We start from the raw sequence: 17,107 nt of genomic DNA on the forward strand, positions 1-17,107 counted from the left end.
CGCGAAGCCCGGCGAGCGGGGCGTCCCTCCCGATGAGTGAGACCGGACCCCCTCTCCGCCGGAACGGGCCGGGACACCGGACGGGGCGTGGCGCCGCTTCCGCTCAGCGGGATCCGGCCCGGACGCGGCGCCGGTGGCCCGTAGCTTCGGCACCATGGGCCGCCGACGGGGCGGCGTCCGACGTCTCCGAGGTGAACCACATGACAGCCAAGCCCGCACTCGTTCCGGACGCCGTCGGCGTGACCCCTCCCGATCCCGCGGAGATGCGGCGGGCGATGAGCCTGTTCGCGAGCGGCGTGACGGTCGTCACCGGCATCGACGAGGGAGAGCCGGTGGGATTCGTGTGCCAGGCGTTCGCGTCGGTGTCGCTGGAACCGCCGCTGATCCTGTTCTGCGCCGGGAACCAGAGCCGGACCTGGCCCAGGATCAGGAGGTCCGGGCGGTTCTGCGTGAACGTGCTGGGCGAAGACCAGTCCGACCTATGCTCCCGGTTCGGCTCCAGCAGGGGCGAGAAGTTCGACGGGCTCGACTGGGAGCCGTCGCGCTGGGGCACGCCGGGGCTGCACGACGTGCTGCTGCGCGTGCACGCCGAGGTCCACGACGTGCACACCGCCGGGGACCACGACGTCGTGATCGGCCGGGTGCTGGAGACCGAGCGAGGCGCCGACCGGCGTCCCATGGTGTTCTACCGCGGACGGTTCGGCGTCGACCATGACAGGGACGCCGAACCGGCGCTGTTCGCTCCGGGTCTGTGGGGCTGGGCGGATCACTGGGACTGGAACCGCGTGGGCAAGGGGGAATGACGCGGGCCGTGCCTCACAGCCAGCCGTCGTGGCCGCCCATGGTGAGCCAGCGGTTCATGGTCTCCGCCGACCAGGTCTGTCCCGGCACCCGAGGGGGGTGCCGGGGCCGTCCCCGCTGGTCGTCCTGGCCGGGGAAGAGGGCGAGCGACGCCTGCCGGGCCGCGTCCACCACCAGCGGGGCGACGTTCTCCAGCGGCGTGTGGCTGTCGCCGACGAGGGAGATGCTCGCCACGGGACCGTCCTGGCCGCGGATCGCCGCGGCCGCGCAGGAGATGGCGGGGAAGCTCTCGCCGCGTTCGAAGGCCAGCCCTCGGCGCCGCCGGATGCGGTGCAGTTCCTGATGGAGGGTGCCGATGTCGCCGATCGTCCGGCTGGTGAACCGGCTGATCTTGTTGTGGACCAGCTCCTCGACCCGCTCGGGCTCCATCCAGGCGAGCATCGCCTTGCCCAGCGCGGTCGAGTGCGCCGGGGCCCGGCCGCCGACACGTGAGGGTACGGCCAGGGCGAACCGCCCGCCGACCTTGTCCAGGTAGAAGACCTCCGGACCGTCCAGGACCGCCAGGTGGACCACCATTCCGGTTCTCATCTGCAGGTCGTGCAGCAGCGGCGCGGCGGCCTCACGGATCTCCCCGTGGCTGCCGTCGCCACCGCCGAGCCCGAGCGCCCGCTTGCCCAGGCTGTAGCCGGAGGACGAGTGCTCCAGCCACTGAAGTCGTACGAGTTGGTCGAGGATGCGATGCGCCGTCGAGCGTGGCAGGTGCGTGCACCGGACCACGTCCTCCAGCGTGAGGTGGGTGAAACGTCCGTCGAACGCGTCGATGATCAGCGTCATCCGCTCAACCATCGACGGTGGGAGCTCTCGCCGCGCGGACGTCGCTTGGCCGGGCTCGGCAGAGAGAGCGGTCATCACATCTCCCTAGAACTGAAGCGAATTCTTGTTTTGGAATGTAGCAACGAGATGAGCGCCAGGGAAGAGAGAGAAGAAGATCGCTGAATGGTAGTTTTCGTCCGATTCACCACAGGGCGGGATCCACCAACCACACTCGTCCGCGCCCGGGAGAAGTTCCGGGTCACGCGAAGCGCCCGGCCGCATCCGGGGCGTGGCTCACTGAACTGAATGGCATTCACGCCATGTGTAACATCCACCGGGAAGTGCGTCAACGGACACCCGGCCGTCACATGACCGAAACCAAGCGCAGGCGGCGGCCCCGGCCGTCCCGACCTCCGCCCACGGGCGCATTCGGTGCGACCGCCGTCCGAAACCCTCTGGCGGAGCGGGTCCGGATCCGGAACCGTCGCCCAGTGAACGACCTTCAGATGTGCGGCCCTCCGACGGAGCGTCGCCCCGGGCCGCGGGTCCATGACGGGTCGAGCTCGCACACGACCCGCTCCAGCTCCGCCGGCAGCGTCCCGCTCAGCGCGTTGTGCGCCTCGGGCCTGTTCAGCACCCCCCTGGCGCGGCTCTCGTCTCGGTGAACGGCCGGTTCGTGTCCCATGCACCCTCCATGTACGCGGTGACGGCCGGCCCACAGCGACCCGTGCGGCGGCCCGCCTCACCACGCGTCCCAGTTCAGCAGCGAACCCGCCACCGGCGTACACCACAGTCCCGCTGAGCGGGCCTTTCCCACGACCCGACATCCCTGACGGCGAAACCGTCAGGTGAACAGGTCTCAGCGAGCGGTCGCGAGCGTGGTCTTCGACCGGCACCGGCCGGGGTCCGACGGCACGAAAGGGACAGCGCGGCATGCCGTAGGTCGTACGGCCGAGCGGCCAGTTCCAACGCCCGCGGCGCTCCTCCCGGAGAGAACATCTCGCGCACCGAAGGGATGTCCAGGCTCCCGTCCAGAGGTTCCTCCACATGCCGTACGGTGAAGCCTCCGTTGACGGAGGCGGTGGGAGGAGCCGGCCGGGCCGTTCGGGGCCCGGCGGGCCGTCGGGGAAAACGGGCTCGGAGATCGCCGCTCGGGTACGTTGGGACCGGTGAAGGATCAGCACACGGTGTCCGCACGGCCGGAGCGCGGCCGCCCGTCAGGCGGAGAGACGCCACCCGCGCCGAAGGACGCCTCGGACGGCGGACGGCCCGGCGGACAGCCCGGTGACCGGTCCCGCGGCCGGTACGGCACGCGCTCGGGCCGGGCGCGCGGAGGCTCGGTGGTCGCGGCGCTCACCGGCCTGGCCATCGCGGTCTCCGGCTGTGCCGGTTCGTCGAACGCAGCCGCACCGGCCGCTTCCGGCCGGACGGAGACGCATCCGGGCTCCGGGGCGACAGACCCAGCTCCCGAGCGGCCCGCGACGTCACCGCCGGATGAGCGGAAGGAGCAGGGGGAACAGAAGGAGCCCGCGCGCCCGAGCCCCGCCCCGCCCGCGCCGGACGCCGCGCTTCCCAAGGACCCGCCACGGCTGGCCCGTTCCCTGACCGGCACCGTCGAGGAACTCCGGCGCGCCGTGGACACCTGGGTGCGCGAGGGCGACCCCGCCAAGGGGCAGCCCCCGGAGCCGGTGGTGCTGCTGGCCCTGCACCAGCAGCGCATCTACCGGTACCTGGCCCGTAATCCGAAGGTCGCCTCCCGCACCTACGCCGAACTGCCGAAGGCCCTGGCCGGACAGGCGAAGGACAACGTGACGGCCGCCCGGAACCTGCTCTCCCTCGTCCGGCCCATCAGCGGGTCGGCGAAGTTCCGCGTCCAGCCGCCCGAACCCGCGGGCGTCCTGCTCGGCCACTTCCGGCATGCCGAACGCCGGTTCGGCGTCGAGTGGGAGGTGCTGGCGGCGGTGATGTTCGTCGAGACCAAGTTCGGCCGGGTGCGGTCACCGAGCTACACGGGCGCCAAGGGACCCATGCAGTTCATGCCGGGAACATGGGCCGCCTACGGGATGGGCGGTGACATCCAGGACACCCGGGACGCCCTGCTCGCCGCGGCCAACTACCTGCACGCGTCGGGCGCGCCGCGCGACTACCGGCGCGCGCTGTACGCCTACAACCACTCCCAGGCGTACGTCGACGCGGTGCTGCTGCACGCGCGTCAGATCAAGCAGGACATCAGAAACTACTACGCCTACTACAACTGGCAGGTGTTCGTGGTCACCACCGAGGGCGACCGCCGCCTCACCGGCCCCTGACCTCACGCCCCGGCGAGGCTCGCCCCGTAAGGCGGACGGTCCCCCGATCGACGCATCGAGGTGGTGGGGACGGCCGCCACCGGGGCCGAGGCGATATCTGTCCCGGACTTCCGGGACTCTGTCCGTGTCCGTCCCGGACTCTGTCCGTGTCCACTGACAGGGTGAGGGACGATCATCCGCCTGACGGACGTACTGCCGGGTAGCTCCTGCCTAGTGTTCCTGTCGAACGGATCGCACCGGGCGATCCGGACGGCAGAAAGGTGGGGATACGCATGAGCAAGTCGCGTACCACGCTCGACGACATCGCGGCCCTCGGCCCCGAGCTCGACGAGGGTCAGCTTCTCCAGGTCAACGGTGGCGTGCGCAGCCAGGTCATCGTGATCCACGGCGGTCACAGCCACACCTCCGGCGACAGCTGATCGATTCGCCGCGGGGGCGCGTACGGCGCGCCCCCGCCTGGGAGCCGCAGCCATGATTCTCGTTCTGACCACCGACGGGGACGAGCACGCCGACCGGGTGGTCGAGCTGCTCACGGCCGCGGGCGCGGACGTCGCCGTCTTCGATCCCGCCGCCTACCCGACCCACGCCACGCTGGAGATCGGCCACTCCGGCGACGGCTCCACCGGCCGGACGCTCGACGCCGACGGCCGCAGGATCGCGCTGGACGAGCTGACCGCGCTCTGGTACCGCAGGCCGCTGGACCCGGTCGCGCATCCGCGGGTCGCCGCCCCCGCCTACGTGGCGGAGGAGTGCCGGATCACGGCCGAGAGCCTGTGGGACAGCCTCGGCTGCTTGACGGTTCCCGCGTCCCGGCCGGTCCTCGACCGCGCGGGGCGTAAGCCGTACCAGCTTGAGGTGGCCCGGCGGCTGGGCTTCGAGCTGCCCGCGACGCTGATCACGACCGACCCCGAGAGCTTCCTCGACTTCTACGACCGTCACGAGGGACGCGTGATCACCAAGCCCGTGCACGGCAACCGGCTGGAGGCGGGTGAGGAGCGGTTCGGCCGGTTCGCGGCGCCCGTCTCCCCCGCGGACCTGGCGCACGCGGACGCGCTGCGGTTCTGCCCGGTCATCGCCCAGGCCTACGTGCCCAAGCGGGTCGAGGTGCGGGTGACCGTGGTCGGCCGGGAGGTCTTCGCCGCGGAGATCCACTCCCAGGTCAGCAACCACACCCGGTACGACTGGCGGCACTACGACCCGCGCGCCACCCCCATCACCGTGCACGACCTGCCCGCGGAGGTCTCCGCGCGCTGCGTGAGGCTCGTCGAGCGGCTCGGGCTGGCCTACGGCGCGATCGACCTGATCCTCACCCCCGACGGCCGCCACGTCTTCCTTGAGATCAACCCCAACGGCCAGTTCCTCTGGATCGAGACCGCGACCGGGCTGCCCATCGGCGCGGCGATCCGCGACCTGCTCATGAGCGGAGTGTTGTGATGGCGGACGGGCGGATGCTGGCGGACGCGCTCGGCGTGCTCAGCGGCGGTAGGGCCGGGCAGGATCTCGACAGGTTCCGGGCCGACCACCCCGGGGTGCGGGTACGGCTGGTCAGCCAGCGCGAGGAGTACGACGGCTCGCTCCACCACGCCCTGCTCCTCAAGGAGGACCACGGCGCCACGATCTCCCTGTCCTGGTGTCCCGACCTGGAACTGCCCTGGCCGCTGCGCGGGGTGCACCGGGCCGGTGAGCACCTGCTGCTGCGGGTCAACGGCGTCGAGACGCCGGTGGCCAGGGCCGTCGCCTACCTGGACTTCATCTGGGACGAGTCCCGGCTGGCCGACCGTCTCGTGACCGACAGCCTGGTACGCGAGGCGCTGGAGGAGGCGCCGGAGCCGCTGACCGACGCCGAGCTGCAGGAGGCGATGAACGCCTTCCGCCGGGCGCGCGGGCTGCTGACCGGCCAGGAGACCCGGGCGTGGATGGAGCGCAACCGCATCTCCCACCGGGAGCTTGAGGAACTGGTCACGGCCGAGGCCTCGGTGGCGCGGTTGCGGTCGCGGACGGCCGCGGGACGGGTCGAGGAGTGGTTCGCCGAGTACGGTCGTGAGCTCGACGTCGCCCGGGTGGCGCAGGTCGTGCTCGTGCCGGGGGTCGCCCTGGACGCCGATGAGCCCGCCGGGTTCCTCGGAGCCGTGGAACGGGCGTTCGCGGGCGGCGCCGCCGTACCGGGTGAGGTGTTCGCCACGCTGCGGCGCGGGGACCTGAGCCGGGAGGTCGCCGACCTGGTCTTCGGCGCCGAACCGGGGACGGTGGTCGGGCCCGTCGAGACGGAGCGGGGGCACCTGATGGTCAAGGTGCTGACGGTCGAGCCCGCCGTGTTCGACGGAACCGTCCGCGATCTGATCGAGCGGAGAATCTTCGCCGAATGGGTCGAGCGGCGCAGGAACACGGCGAAGATCGAATGGTTCTGGGGTACCGCCGAGCAGACCGAAAGGTGAGACAGGCTCTGGTTTTTGGAATCCGGCCGGAAGACAGAAAAACCACAGAAAAGCACGTAGGAAGAAGACAGACGGGCTCCGTTCGTGCATGCTTGACGCGACCGCGTAACGTATTCGGAACAGCTGGCAACACCGTTCTCATCGGAATATCCGCCGTAGCAGGAGATTTCGAATAGTCCGCTTTCGCAGCGAGAGGGCAGGTGCGTGACCGAGTTGCGTGGCTCGGCGTCGCCCGCGGGGGGCCGCGGCGCGGCGGTGACGATCTCCTCGGTCACGGCGACGGACGCCGCGATCACGTGCGTTCCCGTAGCGGGATGCGCTCCCGCGCCCGCCCGAGGTCTCCGGCCGGTCGGCGGCGTCTCGCCTCCGACGCCGGTGTGTCGCCCCCTCCTCGCCACGAGGACCACCGGCCGAGGAGCGTTCGATCCACGGAAACCGACCAACCGGTTCGTTCCGCGGAAACCGACCGACCGCTACCGGGAAGGAGATCTCGGTAACCCGTGATCGCCATTCTGTCCACACGGTGGATCGTCCTCGACATCGAGGGAACGCTGACCCCGACCGAGCAGATACACACCGTGCTCTACGACTACGCGCGCCCGCGGCTGGGGCCCTGGATCGACGAGCACCCGGACGATCCGGAGGTGGCCGAGGCGGTCGGGCAGATCAGGCGGCTCGGTGAGCTGCCGGACTCCGCGGACACCGCCGCACTCGTCACCGTGCTGCACGGGTGGATGGACGCCGACGAGAAGATCACTCCGTTGAAGACCCTGCAGGGGCTGATCTGGCAACACGGATACGCCGAGGGAGAGCTGACCACCGCGCTCTTCCCGGACGTCGCACCGGCGCTGGCGCAGTGGCGCAAGGCCGGGATCGACCTCGCGATCTTCTCCTCCGGCTCGGTCGCCGCGCAGATCGCCTCGTTCTCCCGCACCTCCGACGGTGACGTCACGGAGTTCTTCAGCCGGCACTTCGACACCGTGAACGCCGGCCCCAAACGTGAGGCGGCGTCCTACCAGTCGATCACGGAGGCGCTGGGCGCCGATCCGGCCGAAGTGCTCTTCCTGTCCGACGTACCGGCCGAGCTGGACGCCGCGGCCGAGGCGGGCTGGCAGACCGTCGGCGTCGCCCGCGCGGGCGAGCCGTACGGCGACGCCGACTTCGGCCCGCACCGGAAGATCGGCTCGTTCGACGGGATCAGGGCGGGGGTCCGGAGGCGTCCCTCCGCCTCCTCCCCCGGTTCTTCCGACGAGGGGGCCGAGCCCGTCTCCGTCGGCGAGCTGCGCGCGGCCGGGCGGGCCCTGGCCGCCGAAGCCGCCCGCTACGCCGCGATGGGCTGGATGCACGGCACGTCCGGCAACCTGTCCGTGGTGCTCAGGCGCGATCCGCTCCGGCTCGCGGTCACCGCGAGCGGGCGGGACAAGGGGGAGCTGACTGAGGACGACGTGGTGGTGGTCGACGAGAGCGGGCGCGGCGCCGCCGACTCCCCCTGCCCGGAGCGCGTGCCGTCCGCGGAGGCCGGGCTGCACGCCAGGATCGCCGCGGTGTCGGGAGCGGGCGCGGTGGTGCACGTGCACGCGCTCGCGCCGGTGGTCGCCGCCGAGCTCTGGCCCGACGGCGTCGTACTGCGGGACCTGGAGATGCTCAAGGGGCTCGGCCGCGCCGCGCACGACGACGTGGTGACGGTGCCGGTGATCCGTAACGACCAGGACATGCGCGTGCTCGGCGACGCCTTCGAGGCGGGGTTCGACGCCGGCACGCCCGCGTTGATCGTGGCCCGGCACGGCCTCTACGTCTGGGGCGACGACCCGCGGCAGGCCCGGCACCGCCTCGAATGCCTTGAATGGTCGCTTCGGTTCGCCGTGGAGACGCGGCAGACGGTCACGCCCCAGGTGTCCCAGGTGTCCCAAGCGCCCCAGAGCGGCCAGACGCCCCCGACCGACCAGACGGGTCAGACGGGTCAGACAGGCCAGGCACCCCAGACCGACCGGAGCAACCAGACGAGCCAGAACGACCAGCCAGGCCAGAGCGACCAGACGGGCCGGAACGACCAGACGGGCCGGACACGGAAACCGGGGCAGGCAGGGCAGGCGGGAAAACCGACGACGAGGACGAAGAACCGGCAGGGCAGATAGGGCACCAAGACCCGGCACCGCGATGAGGAGGATCCGATGACACTGCTGACCGTCTGGGCCGAGGACGACCCGGACACCGTACTCACCAGGACCGAGAACGCCGACGAGATCGCCGACGCGCTCAAGCCGTTCGGGGTGCGCTTCGAACGCTGGGAACCGGTCCGGGACCTGCCCGCCGGGGCGACCCCGGAGCAGGTGCTCGACGCCTACCGCGACGACGTCGACCGGGTCATCCGGCAGGAGGGCTACGTGCTGGTCGACGTGGTCCACATGACGCCGTCCGACGATCCCGGATGGGCGGACAAGGCGGCGCAGGCCCGGCAGAAGTTCCTCTCCGAGCACACCCACGAGGACGACGAGGACCGTTTCTTCGCCCGGGGCGCCGGGGTTTTCTACCTGCACGTCGGCGCGAAGGTGTTCGCGGTGCTGTGCGAGGCCGGCGACCTGCTCAGCGTGCCCGCCGACACCACGCACTGGTTCGACATGGGCACCCAGCCCGACTTCGTGGCGATCCGGTTCTTCCACGACGAGGACGGCTGGGTCGGCGACTTCACCGGCAGCCGGCTGTCGGACGACTTCGCCGACTTCGACACCCTGATGGCCACCCGCTGACGCGCTCCCAGGTGATCACGCACCGCCGGGCCCGGACCCGGACCTGACGGGTCAGGGGCTCGGCGGCCGCGAGCCGCACTCGCAGCCTGCCCGCAGTTCGGCGTTCAGGCGCAGCGCGTCCTCCAGCTGGTCCTCCAGGACGATGATGCGGCAGGCCGCCTCCAGCGGGGTGCCCTGGTCGACCAGCCGGCGGGCGCGGGCGGCGAGGCGGAGCTGGTGGCGGGAGTATCTGCGATGGCCGCCCGCCGAGCGGAGCGGTTCGATCAGCTTGCCGCCACCCAGGCTGCGCAGGAACGCCGGGGTGACCTCGAGGATCTCCGCGGCCCGTCCCATGCTGTAGGCGGGGTAGTCGTCGTCGTCGAACTTGTCGGACAGAGCTGAACGAGCCGGTTCCATCGCACCTTCCGTGAGGCGTGTCAGGGCCCCGGCGCACCCAACGCCGGGGCCCACGAGTTCAACACCATCTACCGGCTACTTTGCCGGTTTCCCCGCATCGCACACCCTCGTCGAGGGCGGGGGCACGGGAAACGCATATGAGTTAACCGGAGACCACCTTCCAATCCATGGGACTGCGGCACCCGCACGGCGAGACCGAACCGCGGCGAGTGATCCTTGTGGCGTCCGACTCCCCCTTCTTTTCCGCCCTGTTCGTGCTTCGCAATTGCCACGAGCGCTCCGAAAGCCGCTCGGCGCACCGGTGCCGGAGGCCCTCTCGTGCCGAGCCCCGGCATCCGACGGTCTCGCGTTGACGTCCACGTGGTGGATTCAACGCCTGCCGCATGCGATTCTCACCGCCTGCGGCTCCACAAAGACTACCCACGACACACACGAATGTCTACAGCAGCCACAATAGATTTTTGCTGATCGTATTGTGAAACCGCAGCTCACAGCGCCTTGTGTGATACGTGGGGAGCGGACCGAGGCGGGTGACGGGCCCGATCAGTCCTCGGGACGCCGCCCGCCCAGGGACAGGCTGGCCAGCAGGCCGACGGCGAGGAATCCGGCCGCGCCGAACGCCGCGTAGCGGGTGCCGGTCGCGAACGACTCCCTGGCCGCCGTCGCGACCTCGGGGAGGCGTGCCAGGCCCGCGATGGCCCCGCCCGCGCTGCGCTGCACGGCGGAGACGATCTGCTCGCGCTGTACCGGGTTCACCTCGTTCACCCGGCTCAGCCGGTGGTCGAGGTCGGCGCTCAGCCCGGCGAACAGCAGCGTGCCGAGTACGGCGATGCCCAGCGCCGACCCGATCTGCCTGACCGTACTCTGCGTCCCGGAGCCCTGACCGCTGCGCTCGACCGGGACCTCGGCCAGGACCACCCCGGTGAGCTGGGCCGTGGCCAGCCCGATGCCCATGCCGTAGCAGAACAGGAACGGCACCGGCAGCGCCCACGGGGTGTCGGCGGAGACCACGAAGCCGAGCCCGGCGATGCCGACGATCTCCAGCAGCAGTCCGAGACGGACGACGAAGGCCGGTCCCCTGGCCTGGGAGAGGGGGGAGGCGAAGGCGCTGGCCGCGAACGAGCCGACCGCGAGGGGCAGCAGGGCGACACCCGTCTGCAGCGGCGAGTATCCGAGCACGAACTGCATCCACAGCGGCAGCGCGAACAGCACGCCGAACTCGCCGAGGCTGACGATCAGCGCGGCGATGTTGCCGTTGCGGAAGGAGGCGATGGAGAACAGCGACAGGTCCAGCAGCGCGACGTCGCCCCGCCGGTCGCGGGCCCGCTCCACCAGCACGAAGGCGACCAGGGCGAGCGCGGAGGCGGCGAAGGCGACGGGCACCGGGGAGACGGTGAACGGCCAGGTCCAGCCGCCGACGGCGAAGGGCTCGACCGCCCGCAGCCAGCCGTAGACCCTGCCCTCGACCAGCCCGAACACCAGCAGGCCGAAGCCGAGGGTGGACAGCACCGCGCCGGCCACGTCGGCCCCGCGCCGGGTGTCGAGCTCACGTGACTCCGGCACGAACGCCAGCACCCCTGCCATCACCGCGACGGCGACGGGGATGTTGATCCCGAACGCCCAGCGCCAGGACAGGTCGGTGGTCAGCCAGCCGCCGACCAGCGGGCCGAGCGCGGCCATTCCCCCGATCGTGGCGCCCCAGACGGCGAACGCGGTCGCCCTCTCCCTGCCCCGGAATCCGGCGTTCAGCAGCGACAGCGTCGTCGGAAAGATCATCGCTCCGCCGATGCCCTGCAGGATCCGGGCCCCGACGAGCATCGGCCCGCTGACGGACGCCGACGCCAGCAGGGACATCACCGCGAACAGCGTGACCCCGGTCAGCAGCAGGCGGCGCCGCCCCAGGCGGTCGGCCAGGCGGCCGAAGGTGAGCAGGAGCGCGGCGAACACCAGCGCGTAGGACTCCTGGATCCACTGCGCGTCGGTCGAGCTCAGCCCGAGATCACGGATGATCTGCGGGACGGCCACATTGGTGATCGTCGTACTGGAAATGATCATCGCCACGGCCAGCGCGATGAAGGCCAGCCCGGCCCATCTCCCCCTGCCACTCGCAACCGCCGTCTCCGGTGACGCCGACACGCCCATGCGGCCTCCTCCTCCGAACCGAAACACTAAGTACCCTTAGTTTGCTTCGGATAGCGTGGCACGAAGGTTTCATTCCTGCGTCGGAGAACGGGGTTCGATGGGCGATCACGCGTCCTGGGCGACCGGCCGCCTGCTCCTGGTCGCCGCGCGCCTGGTCGAACGCGAGTGGAACGCGCTGCTCGCCGAGCGCGGCCTGACCCACGCGGGTTTCCTCACCCTGAACGCCCTCGACGACGGCCCCCGGACCCAGCGGGAGCTGGCGGCCCGCACCTACGTCGAGGAGCAGACGATCCGCCCGGTGCTCGACCGGCTGGAGCGTGAGGGCCACATCGTGCGCGAGCGCGACCCGGCCGACCGGCGCCGGGTGATGGTGAGCCGTACCGAGCTGGGCGAACGGGCGTACACCGAGGTCATGACGGGCGACTCGGCCGAACGGATCATCACCGACCGGGTCGAGGATCCGGAGGCCCTGCGCGCCGAGCTGATCCGGTTGATCACCGGCATCCGCGACCGGTGACCGACCACCCGGCGTCCGCCTCACCACGAAGGTCCGGTACGGCCCAAGCCTGGCGGGCCGTACCGGACCTCGGCGATCACGTCTCCGGGACGGTCACTTCTCCGAGGTGTAGCTGGCGAAGAACCGATACGGGGTCACGGCGACGCCGTTGTAGCACTTGATACCGCTGACGACGGCGTCGTTCGGCGGGGTGGTCCAGACTTTCAGGATGTTGCAGTACTCGGGTCCGGACCCGAACCCGGTCACCTGGACGTGGTCACGGAGGTAGCCGATCTTGGGGAAGGTCACCTCGCGACCCACCGCGAAGTTCTTGATGGTGTTCGGCGCGCCCGAGGGGTTGAAGTTGATCCCCACGGGGGTGGGCGCGTAGGGGCCGGGGGTACCCGGGCTCACCTCGAGGGTGTAGCCGAAGTACTTCGGCGGGCTCGCCGCCCCGGTGATCGCCCGCTGCCGCTGGTAGGTCAGCGTCCAGCCGGTCCTGAGCGGCGCGTTCGTCGCGTTGTAGCAGACCACCTGGACGATCTGCGCCGCGATGGCCGCGCTCCATCCGCCGACCTTGCAGCGGGCGGGCTGCCCCCGGTCGACGGCGGTCACCTGGAAGCCGCCTTCGGGACTCGAGGAGCCCAGCCCCGGCAGGGTGACGGTCCAGACTCCCACCGCGCCGGGCGCGACCGTGTCCACACCGGCGGTCGAGTTGAACTGCGTGACGACGGAGCCGCCGTTGTAGTGCACGTAACCGAGCGCCTGGGGAGCGGGCAGGGTGCCGCTGCTCTCCTCGAAGACGATGGTGAACGGGACGAACACCGGGGCGCCGCCGTACTTGTAGCACTGGACCAGCGCGACCTCGTCGGGACCCGACGGGAGCCAGGTCTGGAGCTGGCACCACTCGGCGTTCGGGGAGACGGCCGTCACGTGGGCCACCCCGGCGGGGGACGCGATGCCGGGGAACACCACCTTCACCTGGCCCGTCGCCCCGGGGGAGACCGTGACGACGGAGGCCGACGACCAGCTTCCGGCCTGGTGCGCCAGGGTCGGAGTGCCGGAGAAGACGTCGACGAAGGCGAATCCCCAGCGGTCGGGGACGGCGGCCTGGGCGCTCGTCACCGCCGAGGCCAGCCCGGTGACGAGCATGACGGTGACACAGAGGACTCCGAGGAGCGCTCTTCGTAACCGGCGCATACGATTCTCCATCCATTCTGGGGGGTGTGACAGCCATATATGGGTGCGACACCGGTCACCCGGTGGCGATTTACGGATGGAAGGCGCCGATCACACCGCCTTCGCGTTATTGATAACCCACGTACGGCACGGCGAAAAGACCCAATCCGCCACACACCCCCTTATGCGGACTGGTAATCCAGCATTGATAAATAAAGCGCCCTTTTACCGCAACTTCGGATATAACTCGATGGAATCCCATGGTTCGATACCCGCCACCGACCGCCGTCCCCGGACGACCGGGAGAACGCCGGGATCCAGACGGCGATCCGGACGGCGATCCGGACGGCGATCCGGACGGCGGGGAGAGCCCCGCCATCGACGCGTCAGATCGTGAAGTACACGCGAACGGTGGTGCCGCCCTCGCCGGTGTGGACACGGACGAGATCGCTGAGCAGGTTGGTGACGAGCAGGCCACGCGAACCCTGCTGACGGGGGGCGACCGGCCTGCGCCCGGCGAGGGGGTCGGTGATGTGACCGGCGTCGCTGACGTCCATCACCACCTGGCCGTCCTCGCTCCAGAGGCGCAGCCTTCCGCCGCCGCCACCGTGGTCGAGGCTGTTGGCGGCCAGCTCGCCGGCGATCAGCCGCAGGTCTTCAAGGCGTTCGCCGCGGAGCCCGGCGTGGGAGGCGTGCTCGGCGACGAAATCGCGCACGGCCGCCAGGTCGCCGCAGCCGAAGTCGAACACGGCGGCGTCACACGGGTCGGACAGCGGCCGGTTGTAGTCGCGGATGACGCGCTCGGGCGCGTAGGCGTCGCTGAGCCGCAGGCCGAACCCGTCTATCAGGACGGGATGGGTCATCTCGGCGTCCTTGACGACCTCGCCCTTCAGCCCGTCGAGGTCGTACGGGCACAGGATGGTGACGGCGCGGCCGGGGAAGGCCAGGTTGATCAGCGCCTCGTGCTGGACGCACGCGGGATACTCCGTGTCCGACCGGCCCGGCCAGATCGGCTCGCCGATGATCCGTACCCTGCGGTCGGCGTGCAGGTCGGTGAAGGTACGCAGGAGGCCGGGGATGATGCGGCCGGGGTTGCGGCCCGCCTCCGTCATGTCGATGAAGCGCACCCTGGAGGCCGCCGCCTCGCCGAGCTCGGTCCGCAGCAGGCGCAGGTTCCGCCCCGGCACGGCGACCGCGACCGGCTCGTCGGCCACCAGCCCGCCCCGGATGAACGGCAGGGTGGCCTGGAGGTACTCGCGAACCCCCCGGTAGAACAGCGCGGGATGGACGAACGGATCCTGTTCGGCCGTCGCGATGTCCATCATGTCTCCACTTCGATCGGAGAGGGGAACGACCCGATCAAGGCGAGTACGGACCTCAGACAGTAGGGCGGGTGGTGCAGGACCACCTTCTTCCCCAAGGGAAGGTTGTGCGCGGCCTCCGCCAGCAACCACGTTCCCCGGACGTCGATGAACGTGAGGTCGGAGAGCTCAAGGTGCATGTCACGGCCGGCGGCGACCAGTTCCTCCAGCGCACTCTCCCAGGGTCTCCTGGTCCTGCGGTCGATCTCGCCGCTCACCCGGAGGCCCGGGAGCCGTCGGAGGGGGACGATCCGGAGCGGTTGGACGAGCCGCTCGGGGGTGCCGGACACGAAGGAATCACGTCCGGCGGCCGGGGGCGGTCTGGGCGATCTCTGCTCTGGCCGAATTGCCATAAGGAAGGTCCCGAGATAGAGGATGGACACAACCAACGTACCCCTTGCCGACTTTTGAAGCGAAGCAGATGAACGGTCAGGGGTCACACGGAAATGGCGCTGCCTGCCACTCGCCCGCATTCTCCCTGATGAGACGGATGTTTCTCCGGCATTTCCCGCCATCGGTTCTCGAAGGATCCGGACGGCCCGCTCGACAGCCGCTCGGACGGGAGCGGATCCCTCTGCCGTACCGACCCCATATAGGACAAAATTATGGCCATGCGGATTCTGATCATCGGCGGAACCCAGTTCGTCGGACGGCACATCACCGCGGCCGCGCTCGCGGCCGGACACGAGGTCTCACTGCTGCACCGGGGGAGAACGGGGCCGGACCTGTTCCCCGAGGCGGAACACCTGACGGCCGACCGCAACGCGGACCTGTCGATCCTGCGCGGCCGGAGATGGGACGCGACGATCGACGTCAGCGCCTATCTCCCGCCGCAGATCGACTCCCTCGCCGACGCGCTCTCCACGGCCACCGGCGCGGACGCCGACACGGACACGGACGCGGACGCGGACAGGGGCGCGGACAGGGGCACAGACACGGCTCCGGACGCCGAGAGGCGGGAATCGCCCGCCGGGCGAGCGCTCGCGGCGGGGCGGTACGTCTTCATCTCCAGCACCGCGGTCTACACCGTCCCGCCCGCCCCCGGCTTCTCCGAGGACTCGCCGCTGGCCGAGATCGACGGGCCGGTCCCCCAGGAGGTGACCGGCGAGACCTACGGCGCGCTGAAGGTGCTGTGCGAACGTACCGCGGTCGCCAGGTTCGGGCCGGGAACGCTGGTCGTACGGCCCACCTACGTGATCGGCCCGCACGACCACACCGGCCGCTTCACCTACTGGGTGAACCGGATCGCCCGAGGCGGCGAGGTCCTCGCCCCCGGCGACCCCTCGGACCCGATCCAGGTGATCGACGGGCGCGACATGGCGTCCTGGATCATCGGAATGCTGGAGAAGGCAGGAGACACGAGCGCGCGGGACGGCGTCGCCCCGGCGGGAGCGGAGATCGCGGCGGGAACGGGCGGCGGATCCGGGACGGCCGGACCGGGCACCTTCCACGCGGTCAGCCCCGCCCCGCCGTTCTCCTTCGGCGACATGCTGGAGACGATCCTGGCCGAGGTCGGCCCGCCCGGGACCACCCTGACCTGGGTCGGCCAGGACTTCCTGCTCGCCGAGGGAGAGGACGGCCGCTCGCTTCCGCTGTGGTCCGAGGGCAACCCGTGGATCGCCGTCAACACCGCCGACCCGGCCGCCGCCCACGCCACGGGACTCAGCCCGCGCCCGCTGCGCCGGTCGGTGCGGGAGATCCGCGAGTCGGAGGCCTCCTTCTCGACGGCCGTCACGATCACCCCGGAGAGGGAGGCCGACCTCCTGGCCAGATGGCACTCCCGCTAGTTCCCGGTCCTCTCCGACGCCCCGGGTGAGGCTCGACGGTCGCCGGGGCTCAGTCCCCCATGTCCCTGGCGATGTTGTCGAAGCGGTCGGCCAGCAGGTCCAGTTGCTGGTCGGTCGCGCTCTCGCCGCCGAGGAACTCCGTCAGCTCGTAGCGCCGCGCGATGATCAACGGTCTGTGCCGGTCGTTGATCTCCCCGTCGGGCAGGACCAGGCAGTCACCCTCGACGAACACCAGGGTCGCGCCGGGATCGGGTGCCTCCAGCAGCCGACGGACGCACTCGCGATCGATGAGTCCCATATCGGTCCCCCCGTCTTCGCTGTCCCGCCGTTCCTACGACGGCCATACCCCCGCCCCTCGTCGCCCTAACGACGCCACCCGACGATCACGCAGGTCAGCCCCACTCCGCCCCCTGATCCTCGGTCCCCGCGGAGCGAGCCGCGCATCCGCGAAAACACCCCGAACAGCCCAGACACCCCGGACACCCCGAACATCCCGAACACAGTGAACACAGTGAACCGCGTGACCCGAGCCCCCTCCAGCCCCCGGCCACGCGGTTCCATCCGCCGTGCAGCATGGAGTGACAACGAGCGGACGGCCGGAGCCCATCACTCCGACAACAGGGCTTCGTAGCGGCCCACCC

At 70.5% G+C, this 17,107-nt stretch carries 17 protein-coding genes; 9 read left to right on the forward strand and 8 right to left on the reverse strand.

Going from position 1 to position 17,107, the window contains the following annotated elements:
- The first annotated feature begins 200 nt into the window (after positions 1-200).
- Positions 201-803, forward strand: coding sequence for a flavin reductase family protein (locus tag AB0N02_RS11980; RefSeq protein ID WP_363945122.1), 603 nt, complete (start codon positions 201-203; stop codon positions 801-803).
- A gap of 13 nt (positions 804-816) precedes the next feature.
- Here the strand turns inward: AB0N02_RS11980 and AB0N02_RS11985 are convergent, their stop codons facing one another.
- Complete coding sequence (locus AB0N02_RS11985; protein WP_363945123.1) at positions 817-1,710, reverse strand: IclR family transcriptional regulator; 894 nt, start codon at positions 1,708-1,710, stop codon at positions 817-819.
- A 406-nt stretch (positions 1,711-2,116) separates the two neighbouring features.
- Entirely contained in the window at positions 2,117-2,299 is a 183-nt protein-coding gene (locus AB0N02_RS11990) for a hypothetical protein (RefSeq protein WP_363945124.1), read from the reverse strand.
- A 484-nt stretch (positions 2,300-2,783) separates the two neighbouring features.
- On the opposite strand from AB0N02_RS11990, the gene AB0N02_RS11995 reads away from it, so the two are divergent.
- From AB0N02_RS11995 to AB0N02_RS12020, 6 genes are all read left to right on the forward strand, one after another.
- Positions 2,784-3,923: a lytic murein transglycosylase gene (locus AB0N02_RS11995; RefSeq protein WP_363945125.1), complete on the forward strand. Its 1,140-nt coding sequence runs from the start codon at positions 2,784-2,786 to the stop codon at positions 3,921-3,923.
- Positions 3,924-4,195: 272 nt separating this feature from the next.
- Positions 4,196-4,342, forward strand: a complete 147-nt coding sequence (locus AB0N02_RS12000) for a hypothetical protein (protein WP_363945126.1) — start codon at positions 4,196-4,198, stop codon at positions 4,340-4,342.
- Positions 4,343-4,394: 52 nt separating this feature from the next.
- Positions 4,395-5,357 (forward strand): MvdC/MvdD family ATP grasp protein, encoded by a 963-nt coding sequence (locus AB0N02_RS12005; RefSeq protein ID WP_363945127.1) that lies wholly within the window; start codon positions 4,395-4,397, stop codon positions 5,355-5,357.
- Positions 5,357-6,358, forward strand: a complete 1,002-nt coding sequence (locus AB0N02_RS12010) for a TIGR04500 family putative peptide maturation system protein (RefSeq protein WP_363945129.1) — start codon at positions 5,357-5,359, stop codon at positions 6,356-6,358. The genes AB0N02_RS12005 and AB0N02_RS12010 overlap by 1 nt, the downstream gene beginning before the upstream one ends.
- A 500-nt stretch (positions 6,359-6,858) precedes the next feature.
- On the forward strand, positions 6,859-8,493 hold the full coding sequence (gene mtnC, locus AB0N02_RS12015) for an acireductone synthase (protein WP_363945131.1): 1,635 nt from the start codon (positions 6,859-6,861) through the stop codon (positions 8,491-8,493).
- 36 nt (positions 8,494-8,529) lie between these two features.
- Positions 8,530-9,105: a cupin gene (locus AB0N02_RS12020; RefSeq protein ID WP_363945133.1), complete on the forward strand. Its 576-nt coding sequence runs from the start codon at positions 8,530-8,532 to the stop codon at positions 9,103-9,105.
- 51 nt (positions 9,106-9,156) lie between these two features.
- Here AB0N02_RS12020 and AB0N02_RS12025 read toward each other — a convergent pair whose 3' ends face one another.
- Both AB0N02_RS12025 and AB0N02_RS12030 read right to left on the reverse strand, forming a co-directional pair.
- The gene (locus AB0N02_RS12025) at positions 9,157-9,501 is read right to left on the reverse strand and encodes a MerR family transcriptional regulator (RefSeq protein ID WP_363945134.1); all 345 of its coding nucleotides are present in this window, start codon (positions 9,499-9,501) and stop codon (positions 9,157-9,159) included.
- A 543-nt stretch (positions 9,502-10,044) separates the two neighbouring features.
- The gene (locus AB0N02_RS12030; RefSeq protein WP_363945136.1) at positions 10,045-11,643 is read right to left on the reverse strand and encodes a DHA2 family efflux MFS transporter permease subunit; all 1,599 of its coding nucleotides are present in this window, start codon (positions 11,641-11,643) and stop codon (positions 10,045-10,047) included.
- Between the two features lie 97 nt (positions 11,644-11,740).
- On the opposite strand from AB0N02_RS12030, the gene AB0N02_RS12035 reads away from it, so the two are divergent.
- Positions 11,741-12,160, forward strand: coding sequence for a MarR family transcriptional regulator (locus AB0N02_RS12035; RefSeq protein WP_363945138.1), 420 nt, complete (start codon positions 11,741-11,743; stop codon positions 12,158-12,160).
- 93 nt (positions 12,161-12,253) lie between these two features.
- On the opposite strand, the gene AB0N02_RS12040 is transcribed toward AB0N02_RS12035, so the two are convergent.
- The 3 genes from AB0N02_RS12040 to AB0N02_RS12050 all read right to left on the reverse strand — a co-directional run bounded on the left by AB0N02_RS12040 (position 12,254) and on the right by AB0N02_RS12050 (position 14,969).
- Positions 12,254-13,339: a hypothetical protein gene (locus AB0N02_RS12040; RefSeq protein WP_363945140.1), complete on the reverse strand. Its 1,086-nt coding sequence runs from the start codon at positions 13,337-13,339 to the stop codon at positions 12,254-12,256.
- Between the two features lie 365 nt (positions 13,340-13,704).
- Positions 13,705-14,640, reverse strand: coding sequence for a sensor histidine kinase (locus AB0N02_RS12045; protein ID WP_363945142.1), 936 nt, complete (start codon positions 14,638-14,640; stop codon positions 13,705-13,707).
- Positions 14,640-14,969, reverse strand: a complete 330-nt coding sequence (locus AB0N02_RS12050; RefSeq protein WP_363945144.1) for an STAS domain-containing protein — start codon at positions 14,967-14,969, stop codon at positions 14,640-14,642. The genes AB0N02_RS12045 and AB0N02_RS12050 overlap by 1 nt, the downstream gene beginning before the upstream one ends.
- Positions 14,970-15,290: 321 nt before the next feature.
- On the opposite strand from AB0N02_RS12050, the gene AB0N02_RS12055 reads away from it, so the two are divergent.
- A complete protein-coding gene (locus AB0N02_RS12055; protein WP_363945146.1) occupies positions 15,291-16,466 on the forward strand; it encodes an NAD-dependent epimerase/dehydratase family protein in 1,176 nt (391 codons plus the stop codon).
- Between the two features lie 49 nt (positions 16,467-16,515).
- Here the strand turns inward: AB0N02_RS12055 and AB0N02_RS12060 are convergent, their stop codons facing one another.
- Positions 16,516-16,764, reverse strand: a complete 249-nt coding sequence (locus AB0N02_RS12060) for a hypothetical protein (RefSeq protein WP_363945148.1) — start codon at positions 16,762-16,764, stop codon at positions 16,516-16,518.
- Between the last annotated feature and the right edge of the window lie 343 nt (positions 16,765-17,107).

The sequence above is a fragment of the Streptosporangium sp. NPDC051022 genome (assembly GCF_040683035.1).
Classification (GTDB): domain Bacteria; phylum Actinomycetota; class Actinomycetes; order Streptosporangiales; family Streptosporangiaceae; genus Streptosporangium.